At 69.0% G+C, this 22,734-nt stretch carries 18 protein-coding genes and 1 tRNA gene; 8 read left to right on the plus strand and 11 right to left on the minus strand.

Annotation, left to right across the window (positions count from 1 at the left end):
- Nucleotides 1–29 precede the first annotated feature (29 nt).
- The 3 genes from ACT541_RS04505 to ACT541_RS04515 are packed head-to-tail and all read right to left on the minus strand — an operon-like array spanning nt 30 to nt 2,358.
- Nucleotides 30–1,313 (minus strand): cytochrome-c peroxidase, encoded by a 1,284-nt coding sequence (locus ACT541_RS04505; RefSeq protein ID WP_476134599.1) that lies wholly within the window; start codon nt 1,311–1,313, stop codon nt 30–32.
- Between the two features lie 25 nt (nt 1,314–1,338).
- Nucleotides 1,339–2,043, minus strand: a complete 705-nt coding sequence (locus tag ACT541_RS04510; protein WP_476134601.1) for a Crp/Fnr family transcriptional regulator — start codon at nt 2,041–2,043, stop codon at nt 1,339–1,341.
- 12 nt (nt 2,044–2,055) lie between these two features.
- Nucleotides 2,056–2,358 (minus strand): DUF4242 domain-containing protein, encoded by a 303-nt coding sequence (locus tag ACT541_RS04515; protein WP_476134602.1) that lies wholly within the window; start codon nt 2,356–2,358, stop codon nt 2,056–2,058.
- A 159-nt stretch (nt 2,359–2,517) separates the two neighbouring features.
- On the opposite strand from ACT541_RS04515, the gene ACT541_RS04520 reads away from it, so the two are divergent.
- Complete coding sequence (locus tag ACT541_RS04520) at nt 2,518–3,228, plus strand: methyltransferase (RefSeq protein WP_476134603.1); 711 nt, start codon at nt 2,518–2,520, stop codon at nt 3,226–3,228.
- Nucleotides 3,229–3,303: 75 nt separating this feature from the next.
- Here the strand turns inward: ACT541_RS04520 and ACT541_RS04525 are convergent.
- The 6 genes from ACT541_RS04525 to ACT541_RS04550 form a co-directional block, all read right to left on the minus strand.
- A tRNA-Lys gene (locus tag ACT541_RS04525) sits at nt 3,304–3,379 on the minus strand.
- A 170-nt stretch (nt 3,380–3,549) separates the two neighbouring features.
- Nucleotides 3,550–5,142: a 2-isopropylmalate synthase gene (locus ACT541_RS04530; protein WP_476134605.1), complete on the minus strand. Its 1,593-nt coding sequence runs from the start codon at nt 5,140–5,142 to the stop codon at nt 3,550–3,552.
- A gap of 403 nt (nt 5,143–5,545) precedes the next feature.
- Complete coding sequence (locus ACT541_RS04535; protein WP_476134606.1) at nt 5,546–7,915, minus strand: methyl-accepting chemotaxis protein; 2,370 nt, start codon at nt 7,913–7,915, stop codon at nt 5,546–5,548.
- A 251-nt stretch (nt 7,916–8,166) separates the two neighbouring features.
- Complete coding sequence (locus tag ACT541_RS04540; protein ID WP_476134608.1) at nt 8,167–9,096, minus strand: PhzF family phenazine biosynthesis protein; 930 nt, start codon at nt 9,094–9,096, stop codon at nt 8,167–8,169.
- Complete coding sequence (locus ACT541_RS04545; protein WP_476134610.1) at nt 9,093–9,851, minus strand: hypothetical protein; 759 nt, start codon at nt 9,849–9,851, stop codon at nt 9,093–9,095. Before ACT541_RS04545 ends, ACT541_RS04540 begins: the two co-directional genes overlap by 4 nt.
- Nucleotides 9,848–10,939: an endonuclease/exonuclease/phosphatase family protein gene (locus tag ACT541_RS04550; protein WP_476134612.1), complete on the minus strand. Its 1,092-nt coding sequence runs from the start codon at nt 10,937–10,939 to the stop codon at nt 9,848–9,850. The genes ACT541_RS04545 and ACT541_RS04550 overlap by 4 nt, the downstream gene beginning before the upstream one ends.
- 164 nt (nt 10,940–11,103) lie before the next feature.
- Between ACT541_RS04550 and ACT541_RS04555 the strand changes: the two genes are divergently transcribed.
- The 7 genes from ACT541_RS04555 (at nt 11,104) to ACT541_RS04585 (ending at nt 20,535) form a co-directional block, all read left to right on the plus strand.
- Nucleotides 11,104–11,406 (plus strand): SCP2 sterol-binding domain-containing protein, encoded by a 303-nt coding sequence (locus ACT541_RS04555; protein ID WP_476134614.1) that lies wholly within the window; start codon nt 11,104–11,106, stop codon nt 11,404–11,406.
- 227 nt (nt 11,407–11,633) lie between these two features.
- Nucleotides 11,634–12,839 carry an OmpP1/FadL family transporter gene (locus ACT541_RS04560; RefSeq protein ID WP_476134615.1) on the plus strand — a complete coding sequence of 402 codons (1,206 nt, stop codon included), beginning with the start codon at nt 11,634–11,636 and terminating at the stop codon, nt 12,837–12,839.
- An 18-nt stretch (nt 12,840–12,857) separates the two neighbouring features.
- The gene (locus ACT541_RS04565) at nt 12,858–14,549 is read left to right on the plus strand and encodes a long-chain-fatty-acid--CoA ligase (RefSeq protein ID WP_476134617.1); all 1,692 of its coding nucleotides are present in this window, start codon (nt 12,858–12,860) and stop codon (nt 14,547–14,549) included.
- Nucleotides 14,550–14,780: 231 nt separating this feature from the next.
- Nucleotides 14,781–15,176: a MerR family transcriptional regulator gene (locus tag ACT541_RS04570; RefSeq protein WP_476134619.1), complete on the plus strand. Its 396-nt coding sequence runs from the start codon at nt 14,781–14,783 to the stop codon at nt 15,174–15,176.
- 82 nt (nt 15,177–15,258) lie between these two features.
- The gene (locus ACT541_RS04575; RefSeq protein WP_476134620.1) at nt 15,259–16,398 is read left to right on the plus strand and encodes a thiolase family protein; all 1,140 of its coding nucleotides are present in this window, start codon (nt 15,259–15,261) and stop codon (nt 16,396–16,398) included.
- On the plus strand, nt 16,398–18,731 hold the full coding sequence (locus ACT541_RS04580) for a 3-hydroxyacyl-CoA dehydrogenase/enoyl-CoA hydratase family protein (RefSeq protein WP_476134622.1): 2,334 nt from the start codon (nt 16,398–16,400) through the stop codon (nt 18,729–18,731). The genes ACT541_RS04575 and ACT541_RS04580 overlap by 1 nt, the downstream gene beginning before the upstream one ends.
- 16 nt (nt 18,732–18,747) lie before the next feature.
- Entirely contained in the window at nt 18,748–20,535 is a 1,788-nt protein-coding gene (locus tag ACT541_RS04585; RefSeq protein WP_476134624.1) for an acyl-CoA dehydrogenase C-terminal domain-containing protein, read from the plus strand.
- A gap of 76 nt (nt 20,536–20,611) precedes the next feature.
- Here the strand turns inward: ACT541_RS04585 and ACT541_RS04590 are convergent, their stop codons facing one another.
- Nucleotides 20,612–21,904, minus strand: coding sequence for a TadE/TadG family type IV pilus assembly protein (locus tag ACT541_RS04590; protein ID WP_476134625.1), 1,293 nt, complete (start codon nt 21,902–21,904; stop codon nt 20,612–20,614).
- A gap of 96 nt (nt 21,905–22,000) precedes the next feature.
- Nucleotides 22,001–22,732, minus strand: coding sequence for a sulfate transporter family protein (locus ACT541_RS04595; RefSeq protein WP_476134627.1), 732 nt, complete (start codon nt 22,730–22,732; stop codon nt 22,001–22,003).
- Nucleotides 22,733–22,734: the final 2 nt, after the last annotated feature.

Consider the following 22,734-nt stretch of genomic DNA (forward strand, 5'->3'; position numbering starts at 1 on the left):
GGTCGACGCGGGGCGCGGGCGATGCGCCTCTATTCTCCCGTCACGATGTTCGGGACGGTTCCCGTCAGGCTCTCGAGGAAGGCGACGAGGTCGGCGACCTGGGCCTCGCCGAGGGGCGACGGCGTGCGCCGGGTGATGCGGCCGGTCTCCGGCGACCATTCGATCCGCGTCTCGACCCGTCCGTCGCCGACCACCCGGCCCGCCTGCACCGTCGCCATCACCCGAACCGCCTCGGCGAGCGTCGCGACCGAGCCGTTGTGGAAATAGGGTCCGGTCAGCGCGACGTTGCGCAGCGACGGCACCCGCCACAGGCCGGCACGTCCGCCCTTCGCCGCGCCGAGGTCCTCGGTCAGCCGATAGGTCTTCTCGTAGTCCGACGGCAGCGACGGGAAGAGCCGGATGCCCGAGGCGCCGGCCTCCGGCGCGAGCAGGCTCGCCCGGCTGAAGCCCGGGCCGGCGTGGCAGACGATGCAGCCGACCTCCTCGAACAGCGCCATGCCGCGCAGCTGTCGCTCGGAGAGCGCCGTGACGTCGCCGCGCAGGAAGCGGTCGAAGGGCGCGTCCGGCGTGATCAGCGTCCGCTCGAAGGCCGCGATCGCCTTGGCGATCCGATCGGCGTCGATCGGACCCGCCCCGAAGACGCGGTCGAAAGCAGCCACGTAATCGGGGCGGGCCGACAATCGGGCCACCACCTCGCCGAGATCCGCCCCCATCTCGATCGGGTTGGCGATCGGCCCGAGTGCCTGTTCCTCCAGGCTGCGCGCCCGCCCGTCCCAGAACAGGCGCGCCTGGAAGGCGGCGTTGACGACCGTCGGCGTGTTGCGCGACCCGACCTGACCGTCGATGCCGACCGCCGTGGTGCGGGCGTCGGCGCCGCCCGCCTTCGAGAGGTCGTGGCAGGACGAACAGTCGAGCGTGCCGTCGCGCGACAGCGCCTTTTCGAAGAAGAGCCGCCGGCCGAGCGCCACCTTCTCCGGTGTCGTCGGATTGTCGTCGGGTGCCGGTGAGACCTCCGGCAGCGCCTGCCACACCGGCCGACCGACCACGACCGAACGGTCGACCTGATCGGTCTCCGGGTCGGTGATGACGGGCGCGAGAGTGGAGCGGTCGAGCATCGACAAGGTGCCGATGACCGTCAGCTTGATGGAGAAGGCGATGACGCCGACGCCGAGCGCCGAGGCGAGCCCGATGCGCTGGACGTTGGAGAGGCGGGCGAAGGGGCCGAGGTCGCGCCAGACGATCAGCGCCGCGGCCGAGAAGCCGCACGCGACCGCCGCCGCTCCGACCGGGAGCACGGACAGGGTGTCGAACATGGGGGTTGCTTTCGAACGACGGAGATTATTCGACGAGGGCGCGCAGGGCCTCGGGCGCGAGGAGGTCGATCCGCCCCTGGGTGGTGGCAACCAGCCGCCGGGCGACCAGACCGCGCAGCACCCGCGAGACGACTTCACGCGACGTGGCGAGGTGTCGGGCGATCTGTTCCTGGGTGACGGTGACCGTCGTCCCGCCCTTGGCACGGCGGATGAGGAAGGCGGCGACACGGGCCTCGAGCCCCTGGCTCGCGGTCTCCTCGATCAGCGCCATCAGCTCGAACAGGCGGCCGGAGAGCACCTCGAAAGTGAAGCTCTGGATCGCCGGTTCGGCCGCGAAGAGGCGGCGATAGACGTCGCCCGGCACGATCGACACCTCGGTCTCGCCCTCGCTCTCCACCCAGGCCGGATAGGCGAGGCGGGAGAACATGCAGTTGAGCGCCAGGATGCAGGACTGCCCCGGCTCGACCCAATAGAGCGTGCCCTCGCGCCCCTCGGCGCTGACGTAGTAGACGCGCAGCGCCCCCTTCTCGACGAGATAGGCGCCGGTGACGAGATCGCCACGGGCGACGAGCGGCGTGCCGCCGGCGCAGGCGATCTTCTTCACCGACCCGGCGACCAGCCGACGGCTCTCCTCGGAGAGCTCGGCGAGCGTGGGGAAGAGATCGGCGGAAGGCGTGATCGACATGCTCCGATCGTAACGCCGCGAGGTCAGGACCGACACGGTCGCCATGTCGCAGCCTCCTCAGGCGGCCCGGACGAAGAAGAGATCGCCGGGCGTCGAGGTGACGACCTCGGTGATCTGGTCGAAGGGCAGGCCGACCCGCTGGTGCACCCGCTTCACCGCCTCGGCGTCGGGCGCCATGGTGAAGCAGAAGGCGCGGCCTTCCGCGAAGCCGACGTGGATGCGCAGCGACACCACGCCCTCGGCGCGGCAGGCTTCCGCGTATTGCGCATGGAAGCCGGCGAAGGCCTCCGGCGAGATGCCGGCCGGGAACGTCTCGTTCGCCGCGTCGTGGGTGTCGATGAAGAACTTCAGGGGGGCCATGGGGGTTCCTCCGCGTGATGATCCCGAAAGGGACCGACGGAGGCGAGCCTGCCATGGCGGGCGGCCGCGAGGCTGGAACCAAAGTCACGCGCGCGACCCCTCTTGCCTCGATCGCCGTCATCGTCGACCCTCGATCGACGCCGGGGGGAGGGACGGGCGATGGACCACGCACGCCGCAAGGCCATTCATCGCCGCTTGGGCCTGCCCGGCACCGCCGAGCCGCGCGACATCGCCGACGCCCACCGCGCCCATGTCGCGGCGCAGACCGTCGCGGCGACGTTCGAGGTCGAAGGGTTCACGATCCACGCCCCGGCCGGCGTCTACCACCCGGCGGAGGGCTCCAGCACACGCTTCTTCATCGACGCGCTCGCCGACCTGACCATCCCCGACGAGGCGCCGCTGCTCGAGATCGGCACCGGCACCGGGGCGATCGCCCTGGCGATGGCCGCGCGTTTCGATCGGCCGGTCGAGGCCTGCGACATTTCCGAGGCCTCGGTCGTCGCCGCGCGCGCGAACGTCGCCCGCAATGCCGACCGCCTGCGCCGCCCGGTGACGGTGACGCGGGGCGATCTCTTCTCGGCCTGCCGCGGCCGGCGCCACGGGCTCGTCGTCTTCAACAACCCGCTGATCGACGCCCCCTTCGACGCCGCGATCGACCGCCAGTCGCTGAGCGATCCGGGCGGGGGCATCCTCTCGCGCTTCCTGGCGGAAGGGGCCGATCATCTGGTCGAGGGCGGCGTGGCGCTCTTCGGCCTCTGTTCCAACACCGCCTTCGAGGTGCTGGACGACCACGCCCATGCCTGTCGCGTCGTCCGCGCCGAGATCTTCGACGACGGCTTCTGGCGCGCGGTGGTCGCCGCGACGCGGTGAGCGATGAACGAGGGCATGAAAAACGAAAAGGCCGCCCGGAGGCGGCCTTTTCGTTTTCGCCTCCCGAGGGAGGAGTGGTGGGCGCTACAGGATTCGAACCTGTGACCCGCTGATTAAGAGTCAGCTGCTCTACCAACTGAGCTAAGCGCCCTTCTCTCCGGCGGCTGACGCCGTCGGCGAAGTGCGATCCGTATAGCGGGGCGGATCGCGAGATGCAACAGGGGCGGCAAAATTTCTTCGCGCCGCCGCAACGGCTTGTGGATAAACGCGAAAACGCCGCCGGAGGGGTCTCCGACGGCGCTTTTTCGCAGATTTCTCGCCTCAGACCCGCTCGCCGACGCGCACCGGCTCGGAGCCCTCGACGCCCGGAGCGTTGGCTTTCTCGCGGCGGATCGACAGCTTGTTGAGGGCCGCGACATAGGCCTTGGCGGACGAAACCAGCGTGTCGACGTCGGCGCCGCGGCCGGTGGCGACCCGGTCGTCCTCCTCCAGACGCACCGAGACCTCGGCCTGCGCGTCGGTGCCCTCGGTCACCGCATGGACCTGATAGAGCGACAGCCGCGCCTCGTGCGGCAGGATCGCCTTGATGGCGTTGAAGCAGGCGTCGACCGGGCCGGTGCCGTTGGCTTCCTTGGTGATGTGGGTGCCGTCGACGTCCATGGTGATGATCGCCTTCTGCGGCCCGCCGGTGCCGGCGATGACCGTCAGCGCGATCACCTTGGCGCCCTCGGCCGCCCCGGCGATGCCGTCCTCGACCAGCGCCTCGATGTCCTCGTCGTAGACGTGCTTCTTGCGGTCGGCCAACGCCTTCATCCGGTCGAAGGCCTGTTCGAAGGCGTTGTCACCCAGTTCGTAGCCCAGGTCCTTCAGCTTCTCGCGGAAGGCGTGGCGGCCGGAGTGCTTGCCCATGACCAGATTGGTCTCGCGCACGCCGACGTCCTCGGGACGCATGATCTCGTAGGTCTCGACATGCTTCAGCATGCCGTCCTGATGGATGCCGCTCTCGTGGGCAAAGGCGTTCTTGCCGACGATCGCCTTGTTGTACTGGACCGGGAAGCCGGTGACGGTGGAGACCAGCTTCGAGGCCTGCATCAGCATCGGCGTCTTGATGCCGGTGGTGAAGGGCAGCACGTCGGCGCGGGTGCGGATGGCCATCACGACCTCCTCCAGCGCGGCGTTGCCGGCGCGCTCGCCCAGGCCGTTGATGGTGCATTCGATCTGACGCGCACCGCCGGTGATGCCGGCCAGCGAGTTGGCGACCGCCATGCCCAGATCGTTGTGGCAATGGGTCGAGAAGATCGCCTTGTCGGAGTTCGGCACCGCCTCGATCAGGCGGCGGAACAGCGAGGCGTATTCCTCCGGCGTGGTGTAGCCGACGGTATCCGGCACGTTGATCGTCGTGGCGCCGGCCTTGATCGCGGCCTCGACGCAGCGGCACAGGAAGTCGAACTCGGTGCGGGTGGCGTCCTCGGCCGACCACTCGACGTCGTCGGTGTGGCTGCGGGCGCGCGCGACCGAGGCGAAGACCTTCTCCAGGACCGCGTCGGGCTCCATCTGCAGCTTGTACTTCATGTGCACCGGCGAGGTGGAGATGAAGGTGTGGATGCGGAAGGCATGGGCGTTGCGCAGCGCTTCCGCCGCGCGATCGATGTCCTTGACGGCGGCGCGCGCCAGACCACAGGGCACGGCGGTGTGCAGCCGGCGGGCGATCTCGGAGACCGCCTCGAAGTCGCCCTGGGAGGCGATCGGGAAGCCGGCCTCGATGACGTCGACGCCCAGCGCGTCGAGCAGTTCGGCGACCTGGATCTTCTCCTCGAAGGTCATCGAGGCGCCGGCGCACTGTTCGCCGTCGCGCAGGGTGGTGTCGAAGATCTTGACGCGTTCGCGGGCCGCGGCGGGGGTGGATACGTTCATGGGTCTCGTCCTCGGGTATCGGTCGGGCGCGCCGGCGGAAGCGATGGTTGGATGTCCGCCTTCGGCGCCGAAATGGGTTCGGTTGCCGGTTCGCTGCTCATCCCCTGAGTGCCCGCCTCGGCCATGCGAGGGCGGTCGGCGCTCAGGGGCCGATAAGGAGAAGAAGCGAGGAAAGAAGGGCGCGGGTGGCCGTGGCGCCGAAAGGCGCTTCGATCGTCGGCGATGATGCGGTCCGCGCGATCATACCCGTCCGTCCAGTCCCTCGGAACACGCCCCCGGGCGGTTCCCGCTCGGCGCCGTTCCGGACATCGTCGCCGGATACGCGCACGCCGCCACGCGTCGAATGCGCGAGGCTCCTTCCGAAATACCGTTCGTCGCGCCGAGACGCAAGTGCTTCCTGTCGTCAGGCGGCGCGGGCGCTCGCGTTTCGGCCGCGCGAGACCAACGTCTCGCCGAGCCGTTCGACCAGGGTCTGCTCGATCGGCCGGGCGAACTGCACGCCGGTGCCGTCCTCGCCGATCCACCGGACCGCGGCTTCGATCGCCCGACCCTCGAGCCGCAGGACGAGGCGGCGGCCCTCGGCGAGGCCGGCGATCGGCGCCAGCCGCGCGCCGTCGCGCGAGATCTCGGTCATCCGCGTCGCAACGGTCCGCCCGTCGACCTCGACCGACACGGCGATCGCCGCCGACCAGCGGTCCTCGCCGCGCCGTTCCGCCTTCCGGGTGGCGGCTTCGACGATCGCCGGGATCTCCGAACGGACGCGTTCGGAGGCGTGACGCATGGTGTCGGAGACCTGCGTCACCCGTTCCGCCGATTCGGTCGAGCCGGAGACCCGCTCGGCGATGTCGAACATCCGTCGCGCCACGTCGTCGACCGCGATGTTGGTGCGGCCGATCGACTGCGAGAAGGAGTTCATCGCGGTGCGTTGCTCCTCCATCGCCGCGGCGATCGCCGAGGAGACGCCGTCGAGCGTCGAGATCTGCTCGGTCACCGCGCCGATCGCCTCGACCGCGCGGCGGGTGGCGGCCTGGATCTCGGCGACCCGCCGGCCGATCTCGTCGGTCGAGCGCGCGGTCTGTCCGGCGAGCCCCTTGACCTCGGCGGCGACCACGGCGAAGCCGCGGCCGGCGTCGCCCGCCCGCGCCGCCTCGATGGTGGCGTTGAGAGCGAGGAGATTGGTCTGCCCGGCGATGTCGGTGATCACCGAGACGATGGTCTCGATGTCGGCGGTGACCCGCGACAACCCGTCGATCGCCTCGCGCGACTGGTCGGCGCGGGCGACGGCGTCGCGGGTGAGGGCGGTCGAGCGGCCGATCTGGTCGGCGATCTCGGCGATCGAATGGGTGACCTGGGTGGTCATGGCGGCGGCGTCGGCGTTGAGGGCGCGCGTCGTCTCGGCCGAGGCCGAAGCCTCGTCGGCGGCGAGGCGGACGTCGCGCAGCGAGGCGAGCATGTCGCGCGCCCGGTCCTCGACGTCGGCCGAGCCGGCGACGATCTCGCCCATGCCGTTCTCGGTGGCGCGGGACACTTCCTCGGCCATCGACAGCAGGACGGCGCGACGCTCGGCCTCGGCGCGGGCCTCGGCCTCGCCGCGCTCGGCCTCGTGTCGGCGTCGTTCCTCGACCGCCTCGACGAAGGCGCGCATGGCGTTCGACACTCGGCCGATCTCGGAGCGCGCCGGCAGCGGCGCCGGCGGTGCGATGCCGGTGTCGCCGTCGGCGACCGCGTCGATGATCCGGGCGATCCGGCCGACCGGCGCGGCGATCGAACGGGCGACGACGAGACCCAGACCGCCGGCGACGAGGATCGCGGCGATGCCGACGATCGCGAATAGGACGAAGTCGTACCGCGCGTCGGCCGACATCCGGGCGGCGCGTTCGGCGACCGAAGCGTTGAGCGCGTCCTCGAACGACTTCAGTTCGTCGATCCAGGCCGAGGCCGCCCGCCACCAGTCGGCCGGCGTGACGCCGACGACGAGGCCGGTGTCGAGCGCGGCGGAGAGCACGCGGCGCATGCGCTGCACCTCGGCGAGCTTCGGCGAGCCCCCGGCGCGCTTGGCCAGATCGTCGTGGATGCCGGAGGCGAGGGCGACGAACTCGGCGAGCCGGTCGTCCTCGCGCGCCACCACCTCGACGAAGGCCTGCCAGCGATCGGGCTGGATCGAGCCGGCCGAGACCAGCCCGTTGCCGGTCGCCCGCTCCTGGCCCGCCTGTTCCTTGACCGCCATCAGCGCCTGCAGCGTGAGGAGGCCGACGGTCACCGATCCTTCTTCGACGCTCTTCATCACTTCCGTCGTCGAGGTGAAGAAGGCGACGATCGAACCCGAGTACCAGGCGATCGCCGCCGCCGGCGCGATCTTCAGCGCATCGACCGCGGCACGGGTGGCGGAAAGTGCGGCGATCCGCTCGTCCGCGGCGACGAGCGCCGTCTCGACCCGGTCGGCCGCGCCGGCCGGCGCGCGGTTGGCGGCACGAACGCCGCGATAGACCTCGAGCGCCGCGTCGGTCTTGCGGCGCTGGGCGACGAGCAGGTCGCGCGCCTCCGGCTTCTCGCCCTTGGCGGCGAGATGACCGACCGAGGCGCCACGTTCGCGCTGCAGCTCGTGGACGAGCGCCGCGATCGCCCGCGACGTGTCCGTCTGCGCGATCAGCCGATCGGCCTGTCCGATCTCGACGCGGTGCTCGAGCACCAGGAGCAGGCTGAGTGCGGCGACGACCGCGAGCGCCGGAAGGATGGCGAGGGCGAGGCGTTCGAGGATCTTGAGCGACTGCATCGGCGAGGCATCCCTTTCGGTGAACCTCGCTCAGCGTGGATAGTATTCCTTAATCGGACGTATATTGCCGCGTAGAATGTAAGAACTACAGGGGCACTCCGTATGGATTTCGTGACATTTCTCGATGTCGGATCGTCTATCCGAGCCTTCACTTGACGATCGTCAAGAAAATTACGTTACGTAAGACGAATTCCGCAGAAATTCCCGTGCGTCAGTTCCGACTCGACGACCGCGAATTGGTGATCGATCGTTCAACATCGCGGCATGGCGATCAGCGCACCCTCGGCCACCCGAACGGTGCTGCCGCCGATGCGCAGGGCGACCGGACGGGCCTTCTCGATCTCCAGCGTCAGGTCGATCAGGCTCGGTCGACCCATCTCGAAGCCCTGTTCGATCCTGAGCCGGTGGGTTCCGTCGGTCGGTGCGTCGAAACGGTGGACCACGCCGCCGAAGGCCGCCGCCGCCGAGCCCGTCGCCGGATCCTCGCCGATGCCGAAACCGTGGTCGAACATGCGGGCGTGGAAGTCGCCGTCGTGGCGCCGGCATTCGCGGCAGTAGACGAAGACCGAGAAGGCGTCGGCCTTGCCGAAGGCGGCACTCCAGCGGCGCGAGTCGAGCCGGGCTCGGCCGATCGCGTCGAGGCCGGAGACCGGCACGAAGGCGAAGGCGACGCCGGCCTCGAACTGCGAGGGCACGTGGTTCTCGAAACCGATGTCGGAGACGCCGAGCCCGAGCGCGTCGGCGATCTCGCCCTTGGGCGGCATGTCGCCGGGAACCGGGGCCGGCAGGCGCGGCGCGTCGAACTCGACCCAGGTCGCATCGCTCTCCGACAGCCGCACCGCCGCGCGGACGACGCCGACCGTCTCCTCGACCACCACGACGGCGTCGAGCCCGTCGGCCGGACGGCCGAAGCGTTCCTCGGCGATCAGTGCGATCGCCCCGACGGTCGGATGGCCGGCAAAGGGCAACTCGCGCGTCGGCGTGAAGATCCTGAGCTTCGCCGAATGGGTCGGCTTGTCGGGCGGCAGCACGAAGACCGTCTCGGACAGGTTGAACTCGCGCGCGATCGTCTGCATCGCCGCCGTGTCGAGCCCTTCGGCGTCGAGCACCACGGCGAGCGGATTGCCGGCGTAGGCCTGGGTCGTGAAGACGTCGAGCACGACGTGGCGGCGGCGGGTCATGGCGTTTCCTCGAAATGACGGAGCGTCTCGCCGCGTTCCTCGGCGGCGAGGAGGGCGAGCAGACGGGGTACGTAGGGCACAGTCTTCTCTCCCGCGAGAGGGGCATCGAAGGGAAGGAAGGCGATGCGCTCGATTTCCCCGTGCGGATCGTCGTGATCGATCGCCGCGATCCGCTCGGCGAGCGCCGCGGCGGGAAGCGGCGAGCGCAGCCGCCGGACGAGCGCGAGCCGCGACGGGCCCGACGGGATCATCCACCAGCCGGGATCGGCGACGAAGGCGTCGATCGCCAACCCGACCTCTTCCGCCAGCTCGCGCGCCATGTTGGCGACCGGGTCGATGCGGTCGCCGACGCGGTCGTCGGCGTCGAACGAGCCCGAGGGCGGATAGGCGAGCCCGGCATTGGCGGTGGTCGCCCCCTGGCGGCCGACGAGCAGCGCACCGTCGGCGCTGGTCACCGCCGGGACGGGGAAGACGTGCAGCAGATCGGCGCGGTCGAAGCCGCGGCGCAGCGCGTGGAGCAGCGTCGCGTAGTCGGTCGGCCGTGCCGTCGCCGAGAAGACGCCGCCGGCGACCGTCGTTCCTTCGAACAGGAAGGCCGAGCCGTTCCACAGCGTCGGATTGGCCGCGGTCGCCGCCGACCAGTGGTCCCGGACCGCCGCCTCGCGGGCGGCGTCGAGGACCAGCGGGTCGCCGACCGCGATCTCGATCGCGTCGAGACGGACGGGACGGTCGAGGCACGAGGGCACGATGGTCAAGGCGCGGTCTCCGCGAGCGTGATGTCGACGACCACCGGGCAATGGTCGGAGGCCTTGGGCCGGTCGAAGCCGATGCGCGGGTAGCGCTCGAAGAGGGCGGGCCGCGGCCGCATTCGTTCGACCGGCACCCGGAAGGGCAGACCGGAGCGGATCACCCGCGGCACCGCGCGCGGATCGGCCCGGGCGATCGCCGGCGAGACGTAGACGTGGTCGAGCGCCGAGAGCTCGCGCCCCTCGGCCCAGTAGTGCGTCCAGCGCTCGATCGGCGGCAGGCGTTCGACGAGATCGTGAGCGAAATGGTCGGCATGGAACGGATCGAGCGCCGAGGCCTCCACCCGTTCGACCGTGGCGTCGAGCATGCCGTCGGCGGCCTTGACCAGACGGATGCGCTGGCGGTGGTCGTTGAAGTCGCCGAGGACCGCCCAGTTCGCCCGCGCGGTCCTTTCGCCGAACTTCGCCTCGACCAGCCGGCGGACGGCGCGGGCCTCGGCGCGGCGCACCGCCATGGTGCGGTCGCGGCCCTCGTTCATCGACTTGAAGTGACAGATCCACAGCGTGAGGACCCCGGCCGCCGTCTCGACCTCGACCTCCAGCGCGTCGCGCTTGAAGATCCGGTCGTCGGGCTGCGCGCCCCAGCGGCGCAGGTCCTCGTCGTGCAGGTCGAGGTCGCGATAGGTGAGGGCGGCGTTGCTCATCACCCGGATCGGCAGGCCGCGCCGGCTCATCACCGCGACGTCGATGCCGCGGCGATCGTTGCCCTCGAGCAGGGCGAAGTGTTCGTAGGGCTCGTCGAGGGCGCGGCGCAGGTAGCGGTCGTGGAACCAGCGCAGCGCCTCGAGCCCGTCGACCTCCTGCAGGCAGACGACGTCGGCGTCACAGTCGCGAATCGCCTGGGCGGTAGCCTGTCGCTGGTCGTCGGAGATCGCCACCTGCAGCGCCCGCTCGATCAGGCGGCCCTCGCTCTCGCTGGCGTGGTCCCAGAGGCCGACGGCGGGATCCGGCACCCAGGCGCCGGTGCGCCGGTCGCGCGCCTCGCCTAGACGGCGGACGAGGTTCTCGACATTGAAGGTGGCGACCCTGACGACCATGCGCGGCTCCTCGCCCGAACAACTAGCGCGAAACGCGTCGCGCCGCGAGAGCGCCACGGCGGGCGGCGACTCGACACATGTCTAATAGGGAATGTACTTGACGTATTGGGAAGGCGATGCGAGACTGCGTGCAAATACGAATGTCGTCGGGAGGAATGACGAACGTGATCGACGAGACCCTCGAGGATCGGCTCCGTGCCACCCTGCCTTCGCTGTCGCGTCTGGGCGCCCTGGTGCGCTTCGACCTCGGCACCGACGGCCGCGCCTTTCTCGACGCGCGCTCCGGAACGGCGGTCCTCGAGACCGAGTCCGACGAGCCGGCCGACTGCACCATCACGATGACGCGTGAGAATCTGCTGAAACTGCTCGACGGCAAGCTCGACCCGATGCTCGCCTACGGCCTCGGCAAGATCCGCGTCGCCGGCTCGCTCGGCATCGCCATGAAGCTGGTCGGCGCCATCGCGTGAGATGCGCGCGGGTGTCGCGTCGGACGTGTGTCCGCAGCGACACGGTTTACCATTACGTCAATCTGGTCCGGTTGACGTGATCAAAACGGTTCGTTAATTTTTCGCCACAATCGGCCCGTGCTCCGTGCCACGACGGGGTGTCGTCGGGTCAATCCGTGGCGTGGAAGCGAGAAGTGAGCCGAAAAGGCTCGGGGGGAACGATGAAGGCGTCGAAGAAGAATTGGCTCATGGCGAGCGTCGCCGGTCTGGCTCTTGTCGGCATCGCCGGTGAGGCTTCCGCCGCCGGCTTCATGCTGCGCGAGCAGAGTTCCGAGTATCTCGGCAATTCGTTCGCCGGTTCGGCCGCCAAGGCGTCCTCGCCGGCCACCATCTGGTACAACCCGGCCGGCATGACCCTGCTGCACGGCAACCAGATCGCCGGTTCGCTGACCTGGATCGCCCCGCAGGCGCGCTTCGACGGTCGCGGTCTCGGCGGCGCCGCCGTCTCCACCGGCGATGCGATCTCCGACGCTGCGGTCGGTTCGACCTTCGCTCTGTATTCGATCAGCGACGACATCAAGTTCGGTCTCGCCGTGGTCTCGCCCTTCGGCCTGCGCTCGAGCTATCCGGGCAACTGGAACGCCCGCGCCCACGGCGTCGCCTCCGCGATCACCGACATCGCGATCAACGGCAACGTCGCCTACCGCATCAACAAGAACCTCTCGATCGGCGTCGGCATCACCGGCGACTGGGCCGAGGCCGACCTGACCTTCGGCAACCCGGCCGCACCCGCCGGCTTCCTCGGTCGCCTGAAGGGCAGCGACATCGGCTTCGGCTGGAACGTCGGCGCCCTGTGGGAGTTCTCGCCGCAGACCCGCATCGGCGTGGCCTATCGCTCGAACATCCGCCACGGCCTCGAGGGTCAGCGCACCTCGTCGATCCCGGCGGTCCTGTCGACCATGGACATCACGGCCGACCTGACGCTGCCCGGCACCGCGACGGTGTCGTTCTATCACGCGTTCGACGACAAGTGGGCCATCATGGCCGACGCCCAGTGGACCCAGTGGTCGGTGCTGAAGGACCTCGCGGTCTACGGCACGAACGGTTCGCTCGCGGTTCCGATCACCGACTTCAGCTGGCGCGACACCTGGTTCTTCTCGGTCGGCGCCGACTACCAGTGGACCAAGGGTCACACCATCCACGTCGGCACCGCCTACGACATGGGCGCCATCAAGGATGCTCAGCATCGCGGCGTGCGTGTTCCCGACGCGGATCGCTACTGGCTGTCGACCGGCTACAGCTGGGACTACTCGGAGAAGCTTCGCCTGAACCTCGCCTACGCCCATCTGTTCGCTTCCTCTGCGGACGTCGTGCTGACTTCGCCGACGCCGCTGACCGGCAGCTACAAGGCCTCGGTCGACATCTTCTCGACGAGCTTCACCTACAAGTTCTGAGACGGAACCGAAATCGTGATGACGAATGGCAACCCCGGCGGGACATCCGGCCGGGGGGCGGTGGAACTCCGCCCTCTGACCGACCTTCTGGACGACGCGGTGGCGCGTCGTCCGGGTGCCCCTTGCGTCGACTTTCTCGGCGCCAAGTGGACCTACGGCGAGATCGGCGATCTCGTCGATCGCGCCGCCGCGGGGTTCCGTCGTCTCGGTGTGGTCGAGGGGACGCGCGTCGGCCTCTGCCTGCCGAACACGCCCTATTCGGTCGTCTGCTACTTCGCGGTGCTGAAGGCCGGCGGCATCGTCGTCAACTTCAATCCGCTCTATGTCGAGCGTGAGCTGATCCACCAGGTCAACGACAGCGGCAGCGAGATCATGGTCACCATGGATCTCGAGGTCATGTACCCCAAGGTGGCGAAGCTCCTCGGCAAGACCTGCCTGAAGACGATCGTCGTCTGCCCCATGGCGGCGATCCTGCCCTTCCCCAAGAACTGGCTGTTCCGCCTGTTCAAGCGCGGCGACGTGGCCAAGGTGCCGAACGACGCCGCCAACGTCTCCTTCGCCGCGCTGACGGCGGAGAAGACGCCCGTTTCCCGCGCGCCCTTCGACCCGAAGACGACGGTGGCGGTGCTGCAGTACACCGGCGGCACCACCGGCGTGCCCAAGGGGGCGATGCTCACCCACGCCAACCTGACGGCCAACGCCACCCAGGTCGCCGCCTTCGTGCCCGACGGCTTCCTGAAGGGCGACCAGCGCATGCTGGGCGTGCTGCCGCTCTTCCACGTCTTCGCCATGACGGCGGTGATGAACTTCGGCATCCGCATCGGCGCCGAGCTGATCCTCCTGCCGCGCTTCGAACTGGCGCAGGTGATCGACGTCATCGAGAAGAAGAAGCCGACGCTCTTCCCCGGCGTGCCGACGATCTACACCGCGATCAACCGTGCCGCGGCCGAGCGCAAGCTCGACCTCACCTCGATGCAGGTCTGCATCTCCGGCGGCGCGCCGCTGCCCGGCGACGTGCGCGCCCGCTTCGAGGAGCTGACCGGGTGCAAGCTGATCGAGGGCTACGGCCTGTCCGAGGCCTCGCCGGTCGTCACCTGCAACCCGGTCGTCGACTTCGACAAGGTCGGCTCGATCGGCATCACCGTCGCCGAGACGGAAGTGTCGATCCGCGTCCCCGTCACCTGCGAGACGGCGGTGCCGGAAGGCGAGAAGGGTGAGATCTGCGTCAAGGGTCCGCAGGTCATGCTCGGCTACTGGAACCGTCCCGAGGCGACCGCCGAGCAGTTCCACGACGGTTGGCTCCGCACCGGCGACATCGGCTGGCGCGATCCCGACGGCGCGATCTTCCTGGTCGACCGCCTCAAGGACATCATCATCTGCGGTGGCTACAACGTCTATCCGCGGGTTCTGGAAGAGGCGCTCTACCAGCATCCGGCGGTCGAGGAGGCGACGGTGATCGGCGTGCCCGACACCTATCGCGGCCAGGCGCCGATGGCCTTCGTCAAGCTCCGCGCCGACCACGAGGCGACGCCGGACGACCTGATGAAGCACCTCTCGACCTGGGTCTCGAAGATCGAGATGCCCAAGGCGATCGAAATTCGCGACGCGCTGCCCAAGACCATGGTCGGCAAGCTGTCGAAGAAGGAACTGGTCGCGGAGATCATCGCCCGCGACACCGCCGATACCGTCGATCTCTCCGATCGCGGCTGATCCGTCCGGGCCGCGCGTCCTGCGTGGCCCCGCTTCCGGCCCTCGCGGGGCCGTCTTCCGGCCGGGGTTGGCCCGACCGTTCGCCGCCGTTTCCCTCGGAAACGGCGCTCCGTCCACAGCCTTTGGAAGACCCGGGCCCGTCGATGACGATTTCGCGTGACATCAAAGTGACGTATAGGGCAATATCCGGCCCTGAATGTCGTCGCCTGCATCTCGCGGAGCTTTTCTTCCATGGACAAGATCTTCTCGGTCACGGAGCTCGCCCGCGATCTCGGCGTCACCCCGCGCACCATCCGCTTCTACGAGGACCAGGGGCTGATCTCGCCCCAGCGCGCCGGCAACACGCGGGTCTACACCCATCGCGACCGGGCGCGGATGATCCTCATCCTGCGCGGCAAGCAGCTCGGCTTCTCGCTGCGCGACATCAAGGAATACCTCGACCTCTACGTCGTCGACACGACCCAGTCGGAGCAGCTGCAGCATCTGGTGAAGAAGGCGCGCGAGCGCATCGTCCAGCTGGAAGCGCAGGCCCAGGCGGTCAAGACCACGTTGCAGGAACTGAAGGAAATCGAACGGCTCAGCCTCGAGACGCTGGCCGGTCGCGGATTGACGGCGGAGACGGTCTGAAGGCTGCGGGCGTTCCCCGCCGCGCGACGTTCGTCTCCCCGAGCACAACTCGAGTTCCGAGTTCTCTCCAGGAGACACGTCGATGAAGAAGGTCGTCGTCGCGGGCTATGCCCGTTCGCCGTTCACGCTCGCCAAGAAGGGCGAACTCGCGTTCGTCCGCCCCGACCGCCTCGCCTCCGCGGTGGTCTCCGGCCTCGTCGCCAAGACCGGCGTCAAGGTCGACGACCTCGAGGACCTGATCCTCGGCTGCGCCTTCCCCGAAGGCGAGCAGGGCCTCAACCTCGCCCGCCTCGTGGTGCTGATGGCCGGTCTGCCGCGTTCGGTCGGTGGCCAGACCATCAACCGCTTCTGCGGCTCGTCGATGCAGTCGATCCACGCCGCCGCCGGTGCCATCCAGATGGGCGCGGGTGAAGCCTTCGTCTGCGCCGGCATCGAGTCGATGAGCCGCGTGCCGATGATGGGCTACAACGTCCTGCCCGATCCGGACTTCGCCGCCGCCATGCCGGGCGCCTACATCGGCATGGGCGACACCGCCGAGAACGTCGCCGCCCGCTGGGGCATCTCGCGCGCCGAGCAGGAGGCCTTCGCCGTCGCCTCGCACGCCAAGGCCGCCGCCGCCCGCGCGGCCGGCAAGTTCGTCGACGAGATCGTGCCGATCACCGACCCCAAGGGCAAGATGGTGACGCAGGACGGCTGCATCCGTCCCGAGACAACCGCCGAGGGCCTCGCCGGCCTCAAGCCCGCCTTCAAGACGGACGGCGTCGTCACCGCCGGCACCTCGTCGCCGCTCACCGACGGCGCCTCGGCGACACTGATCTGCTCGCTCGACTACGCCGAGAAGAACGGCCTCGAGCCGCTCGCCGCGATCAAGTCCTTCGCGGTCGCCGGCTGCGATCCCGAGATCATGGGCATCGGCCCGGTCGGCGCCTCGCTCAAGGCCGCCGCGCGTGCCGGCGTCGACGTCAAGGCGATCGACGTGGTCGAGCTCAACGAGGCCTTCGCCAGCCAGGCCCTCGCCTGCATCCGCGATCTCGGCCTCGATCCGGCCCGCGTCAATCTCGACGGCGGCGCCATCGCCCTCGGCCATCCGCTCGGCGCCACCGGCGCCCGCATCGTCGGCAAGGCCGCCGCGCTGATGAAGCGCGAGGGCGGCAAGCTCGGCCTCGCCACCCAGTGCATCGGTGGCGGCCAGGGCATCGCCACGATCCTGGAGGCGCTGTGATGGGCGACATCAAGAAGGTCGCCGTCATCGGCGCCGGCGTGATGGGCGCGGGCATCGCCGCCCAGGTCGCCAATTCGGGCACGCCCGTCGTGCTCCTCGACATCGTCCCCCGCGATCTCGCGGAGGGCGGCGATCGCTCGGCCATCGCCCGCGGCGCGGTCGAGAAGATGCTGAAGACCGAGCCGGCCGCCTTCATGTCGAAGGCCGCGGCGAAGCTCGTCACCATCGGCAACATCGAGGACGACTTGCGTCTCCTCGCCGATGCCGACTGGATCGTCGAGGCGATCGTCGAGCGTCTCGACCTGAAGCAGGGCCTCTATGCGAAGATCGAGGCGGTCCGCAAGGATGGCTCGATCGTGTCGTCGAACACCTCGACCATCCCGCTCGCCACGCTGACCGGCGGCATGGGCGACCGTTTCGCGAGCGACTTCTGCATCACCCACTTCTTCAATCCGCCGCGCTACATGCGGCTGCTCGAGGTGGTGAAGGGCGACAAGACCCGCGCCGAGACAATCGCCGACATTGCCGCCTTCGCCGACGTCAAGCTCGGCAAGTCGGTGGTCCATTGCAAGGACCGCCCCGGCTTCATCGCCAACCGCCTCGGCGTCCTGTGGATGCAGGCCGCCGTCGTCGAGGCCTTCGAGCGGCACCTCGACATCGAGGACGTCGACCAGATCATCGGCCGCCCCTTCGGCATCCCGAAGACCGGCGTCTTCGGCCTGATCGATCTCGTCGGCCTCGACCTGATGCCCCACGTCAACGCCAGCCTCGCCGCCGCGCTGCCGCAGGGCGACATGTTCCACGAGATGAACCGTCCGGTTCCGCTCGTGCCGAAGATGATCGCCGACGGCTACACCGGCCGTAAGGGCAAGGGCGGCTTCTACCGGGTCAACCGCGAGAAGAACAAGGCCAAGGAGGCGATCGATCTCGCCACCGGCGAATACCGCGCCCAGAAGCGGGCCGACGTCGAGGCCGTCAAGGTCGGCGCGAAGTCGCTCGCCAAGCTCTTCGACCACGACAGCGAAGCCGGCCGCTACGCCTTCGCCGTGATGGGCCGCACGCTCGCCTATGCCGCCCTCCTGGTCGGCGACGCCGCCGACGAGGTCGAGGCCTTCGACGAGTCCATGCGCCTCGGCTACAACTGGAAGAAGGGCCCCTTCGAGCTGATCGACCAGATCGGCACGGCCGACTTCGTCGCCCGTCTCGAGAAGGCCGGTCTCCCGGTCGCCCCGATCCTGAAGGTCGCCGCCGGCCGGCCCTTCTACCGCGTGGTCGACGGCCGTCGCGAGGTCCTCGGCCTCGACGGCACCTACCGCGAAGTGAAGCGCCCCGAGGGCGTCCTCATGCTCGAGGACGTCAAGCTGACCTCGCAGCCGGTGCTGAAGAACGGCTCGGCCTCGGTCTGGGACATCGGCGACGGCATCCTCTGCTTCGAGTTCACCTCCAAGATGAACTCGCTCGACCCCGACATCATCGGCCTTCTCCAGAAGACCGTGTCGCTGGTCAAGAAGAGCTACAAGGCGCTCGTCATCTACAACGAGGGCTCGCAGTTCTCGGTCGGCGCCAATCTCGGCCTCGCGCTCTTCGCCGCCAACATCGCGGCCTGGCCCGAGATCGAGAACCTGATCGCCTCCGGCCAGCAGGTCTACAAGTCGCTGAAATACGCGCCCTTCCCGGTCGTCGCCGCGCCCTCGGGCATGGCGCTCGGCGGCGGCTGCGAGATTCTGCTGCATTCCGACGCCATCCAGGCCCATGCCGAGACCTACACCGGTCTCGTCGAGGTCGGCGTCGGCCTGCTGCCCGGCTGGGGCGGCTGCAAGGAGATGATCGCCCGCTGGCAGGCCATGCCGAAGATGCCCAAGGGTCCGATGCCGGCGCTGGCGCAGGTCTTCGAGATGATCTCCACCGCCAAGGTCGCGAAGTCCGCCGCCGAGGCGAAGGAGATGCAGATCCTGCGTCCGGCCGACGGCATCACCATGAACCGCTATCGCCTCCTCGCCGACGCCAAGGCCAAGGCGCTGTCGCTGGTCGAGGGCTACCAGCCGCCGACCCCGCCGGTCTACCGGCTGCCCGGCCGCACCGCCGCCACCGCCTTCGGCCTCGCCGTCGACGGCTTCTGGCGCCAGGGCAAGGCGACCGACCACGACCGCGTCGTCTCCGCCGCCGTCGCCAAGGTGCTCTCCGGCGGTGACGGGGCCGACATGCTGATCGAACTCACCGAGGACGATCTCTACGACCTCGAGCGCGAGAACTTCATGGCGCTCGTCCGCCACCCCGGCACGCTGGCCCGCGTCGAGCACATGCTCACGACCGGCAAGCCGCTGCGCAACTGATCGCGAGGACAAACCGATGCCCGGCTATCAGGCCCCCCTGCGCGACATGCGCTTCAACCTCTACGACGTCTTCGGCGGCGACGACATCGCGTCGCTGCCGGGCTACGAGGACTTCACCCGCGATCTGATCGACCCCGTCCTCGACGAGGCCGCGAAGCTCTGCGAGGAGGTCCTCTTCCCCCTCAACCGCTCCGGCGACGAGGAGGGCTGCACCTTCGAGAACGGCGTCGTCCGCACGCCCAAGGGCTTCAAGGAAGCCTACACGCTGTTCCGCGAGGGTGGCTGGACGTCGATCGCCTGCGATCCCGACTACGGCGGTCAGGGCATGCCGGCGGTGGTCAACACCCTGGTCGAGGAGATGATCTGCTCGGCCAACCTGTCCTTCGGCATGTATCCGGGCCTCAGCCACGGCGCCTACGTGTCGCTGGCCTCGCACGGCTCGGACGAGCTCAAGGCGGCCTATCTGCCCAAGCTCGTCGACGGCACCTGGTCGGGCACCATGTGCCTGACCGAACCGCACTGCGGCACCGACCTCGGCCTGCTCCGGACCGCCGCCATCCCGCAGGACGACGGGTCCTACGCCATCACCGGCACCAAGATCTTCATCTCGGCCGGCGAGCACGACCTGACCGAGAACATCATCCATCTGGTGCTGGCCAAGATCCCCGGCGGGCCGAAGGGCGTGAAGGGCATCTCGCTCTTCCTCGTGCCGAAGTTCCTGCCGCGTGCCGACGGCACCCCGGGCGAGCGCAACGCCGTCGCCTGCGGCTCGATCGAGCACAAGATGGGCATCAAGGCCTCGGCCACCTGCGTCATGAACTTCGACGGCGCCAAGGGCTGGCTGATCGGCGAGGCCCACAAGGGCCTGCGCGCCATGTTCGCCATGATGAACACCGAGCGCCTGGCGGTCGGCGTCCAGGGCCTCGGCCTCGGCGAGGTGTCGCGCCAGAACGCGGTCGTCTACGCCAAGGAACGCATCCAGATGCGTTCGCTGTCGGGTGCCAAGTACCCGGAGAAGGCGGCCGACCCGATCATCGTCCATCCCGACGTCCGCCGCATGCTCTTGACCCAGAAGGCCTACATGGAAGGCTGCCGCTCGCTGGCGGTGTGGGTGGCGAAGTCGCTCGACGTCGCCAAGAAGCACCCCGACGCGCAGACCCGCGCCGAGGCCGACGATCTCGTCTCGCTGATGACGCCGATCGTCAAGGCGCTGATGACCGACCTCGGCTCCGAGGTCGCCAACATCGGCGTCCAGGTCTTCGGCGGCCACGGCTACATCCGCGAGCACGGCCAGGAGCAGTACGTGCGTGACGCACGCATCGCGCAGATCTACGAGGGCACCAACGGCGTCCAGTCGCTCGACCTCGTCGGCCGCAAGATGCCGGAAGGCGCGGGGCGTCTGCTGCGCCGCTTCTTCCACCCGGTCTCCGAGTACATCGCCGCCAAGGTCGAGGACGAGGCGATGGGCGAGTTCGTCCAGCCGCTCGCCAAGGCCTTCGTTCGCCTGCAGCAGGCGACCGCCCAGGTGGCGCGCGTCGGCATGGGCCGGCCGGACGAGGCGGGTGCGGCTTCCGTCGACTACCTCCGCCTCTTCGGTCTGGTGGCGCTCGCCTATCTGTGGTGCCGTCAGGTCGAGGTCGCCAAGGCCAAGATCGCCGGCGGCGAGGGCGACAGCTTCTACGAGGGCAAGATCGCCACGGCGCGCTTCTTCATGGACCGCCTGCTGCCCGACACCGGCGCCCGCTTCGCCATGGTGATGGCCGGCGGCCGCTCGATGATGGAGTTCCCCGACGACGCCTTCTGAGGCCTCGAACGGCGACGAGACACGCGAAGGGCGCCCGCGAGGGCGCCCTTCGTCGTTTTCGCGGCGGCCGACGCGATCACTGCGTCAGGCGGGCGCTCTGGACGGTCTTGGTGAAGAGCGCGTTCATCGCCTCCGAGATGCCGCCCGAGGGGCTCACCTCGAAATAGAGGCCGGGCGAGGCGCAGGCCTGCATCTTGGTGGCGATCTGCGACTGGAACGGCGCGATATAGCTGTTGTACCAGCCGTTGGTCGGCAGCGGCAGATAGGTGGTGTAGAGCACCGCGATCTTGATGCCGCGGTTCTTGATCGTAGTGCACTTCGAGACGTCGATCGGCTCCTGGCAGCGATAGCCGCCCCAGGTCGGCTTCGAACAGGTCGTGGTGTTGTTGTAGTCGGCGACGCCGTCGGAGACGAAGAACAACACCTTCTGTGGCGTCGCCGAGGGGCTGCTGCCCGGCCCCGGCGTCGGGATCAGTGTGTTCATCTGCGTCAGCATCGAGTTGAAGTTGGTCTGCTGATCGCTGTCGTACCCCTGGAACGGGATGGTCATCAGGTCGATCGCGGCGGCGGCCGTCTTGATCGACGAGAGATTGCTGCTGAGCGAGGCCACGGTGGTCAGGGCCACGGCCTCGGCCTTGGTGCCGAAGGTATAGACCGCCATGCGGAACTGGTTGGGAACCGCCTGCGTTGTGGTCGCCGTGTCCGTCAGCTGCTGCGTAGCGCTGCGCACCACGTCGATGCGCATCGCCACGCCGAGCTTCTTGGCGACGCCGTAATTGTCGTTCGGCGAGGTCGACATGTCGTGGCAGGCGAAGGCGCACGGCTCCGACGTGTTGGCCTCCATGGTGGCGATGCCGGCGGTCGTCGCCGCCACGCCCATCGACGGCGAATTGTCGAGCAGCATGTAGAAGTCGATGTAGGTCGGCAGCTGGGCCGAGGCGGTCGCCGTGCCCGAGAGTTCCGGGGCGGCGATGCCGACCATCGGCAGGAACACCGGATGCGTCTTGACGTCGTAGGTGTAGGTCGCGGTCCTGACGCCGCCGCTCTCGGTGACGGTCGCCGTGCCGGTCTTGATGTCGTCGACGATGTCGGAGGAGAGCGCGGCGCGGAACGTGGCGTCGGCGCGCGTGCGGGCGTCCGCCGTCGTCATCGCCATCGCCACCTTGTTGGTGGCGGCCAGCACCGCCGCGTCGGCAGCGGCCGAGAGGCGCGAGCGAACGCCCATCATCGTGTAGAAGTCGAGCCCGCCGCCGACCACCACGATCAGCGGCAGGATGATCAGTGCGGCGACCAGCGCGGCATTGCCCCTCTCGCATCGAAGGAACTGCGAAAGGTCGAGCCGTCGCCGACCGTTCTCACGACACGTCATCTCGAGCTTTCCCAACGTGAAGACGCCCGAAGCCTAGGCGCCAATTCATAAGAAAGCCTGACCGCGACGACGTGACGACGGCGGGAAACGGCCGGTTCACGGGTGCGGCGTGAGCGCCGCCGTCCGCTTGACGAGATGGACCATCGTCGCCGCCGCGAAGAGCGGCGCGAGGAAGTTGACGAAGGGCACCATCAGCACGCCCGCCGCGGCGACGCCCGCCAGCATCGCCGGGCCGCTCCAGGCGGTCGAAAGCCGCTTCGCCTCGTCCGCGCTCATCAGCCGGCGGGCGGCGAAGCCGTAGTATTCCTTGCCGATCAGCCAGCCGTTGCCGATCAGGAAGGCGACCATGTTGACGCCCGGCAGGAGCAGCAGCACCAGACAGACGACGTTGACGACGAGCGACAGCGCGGTGAAGCGCAGCGCCTCGCGCAGGCTCTCGCCGAGCGGCATCGCCCGCCCCGGCGGGTCGGCCGGATAGTGGGTGCGCTCCACGGTGTCGGCGACGTCGTCGAGGAAGAGCCCGGCGATCGCCGCGGTGATCGGCGCGATCAGGAAGGAGAGGCCGATCATCAGGGCGAGGCCCGAGAAGATGCCGGCGATCCAGAACACCCCGTCGAGGAAGAACGGCACGTCGAGCGGATGGGCACCCGCCGTCTCGCCCGCCAGATGGGTGAAGAAGCGCGTGCCGATCGCCCACAGGACGACGACGATCAGCAGCGTCGCGCCGAGCGACTTCAGCGCCACGCCGCGAAAGGGCGGCGAGACGACGTCGGCGACGCCGGCCCGGATCGAGGCCGCGACCAGAGCGATACCCGAAGGCCGCGCCATCG

It is taken from the genome of Pinisolibacter sp. DMC100 (genome assembly GCF_056313705.1).

Excerpts from the sequence above, each read along its gene's own strand:
- ACT541_RS04550 (WP_476134612.1), bottom strand. The coding sequence starts at position 10,939 with ATGGTCGTCAGGGTCGCCACCTTCAATGTCGAGAACCTCGTCCGCCGT.
- ACT541_RS04575 (WP_476134620.1), top strand. The coding sequence starts at position 15,259 with ATGAAGAAGGTCGTCGTCGCGGGCTATGCCCGTTCGCCGTTCACGCTC.
- ACT541_RS04520 (WP_476134603.1), top strand. The coding sequence starts at position 2,518 with ATGGACCACGCACGCCGCAAGGCCATTCATCGCCGCTTGGGCCTGCCC.
- ACT541_RS04565 (WP_476134617.1), top strand. The coding sequence starts at position 12,858 with ATGACGAATGGCAACCCCGGCGGGACATCCGGCCGGGGGGCGGTGGAA.
- ACT541_RS04515 (WP_476134602.1), bottom strand. The coding sequence starts at position 2,358 with ATGGCCCCCCTGAAGTTCTTCATCGACACCCACGACGCGGCGAACGAG.
- ACT541_RS04595 (WP_476134627.1), bottom strand. The coding sequence starts at position 22,732 with ATGGCGCGGCCTTCGGGTATCGCTCTGGTCGCGGCCTCGATCCGGGCC.
- ACT541_RS04530 (WP_476134605.1), bottom strand. The coding sequence starts at position 5,142 with ATGAACGTATCCACCCCCGCCGCGGCCCGCGAACGCGTCAAGATCTTC.
- ACT541_RS04585 (WP_476134624.1), top strand. The coding sequence starts at position 18,748 with ATGCCCGGCTATCAGGCCCCCCTGCGCGACATGCGCTTCAACCTCTAC.
- ACT541_RS04570 (WP_476134619.1), top strand. The coding sequence starts at position 14,781 with ATGGACAAGATCTTCTCGGTCACGGAGCTCGCCCGCGATCTCGGCGTC.
- ACT541_RS04535 (WP_476134606.1), bottom strand. The coding sequence starts at position 7,915 with ATGCAGTCGCTCAAGATCCTCGAACGCCTCGCCCTCGCCATCCTTCCG.
- ACT541_RS04540 (WP_476134608.1), bottom strand. The coding sequence starts at position 9,096 with ATGACCCGCCGCCGCCACGTCGTGCTCGACGTCTTCACGACCCAGGCC.
- ACT541_RS04505 (WP_476134599.1), bottom strand. The coding sequence starts at position 1,313 with ATGTTCGACACCCTGTCCGTGCTCCCGGTCGGAGCGGCGGCGGTCGCG.
- ACT541_RS04560 (WP_476134615.1), top strand. The coding sequence starts at position 11,634 with ATGGCGAGCGTCGCCGGTCTGGCTCTTGTCGGCATCGCCGGTGAGGCT.
- ACT541_RS04590 (WP_476134625.1), bottom strand. The coding sequence starts at position 21,904 with ATGACGTGTCGTGAGAACGGTCGGCGACGGCTCGACCTTTCGCAGTTC.
- ACT541_RS04580 (WP_476134622.1), top strand. The coding sequence starts at position 16,398 with ATGGGCGACATCAAGAAGGTCGCCGTCATCGGCGCCGGCGTGATGGGC.
- ACT541_RS04510 (WP_476134601.1), bottom strand. The coding sequence starts at position 2,043 with ATGGCGACCGTGTCGGTCCTGACCTCGCGGCGTTACGATCGGAGCATG.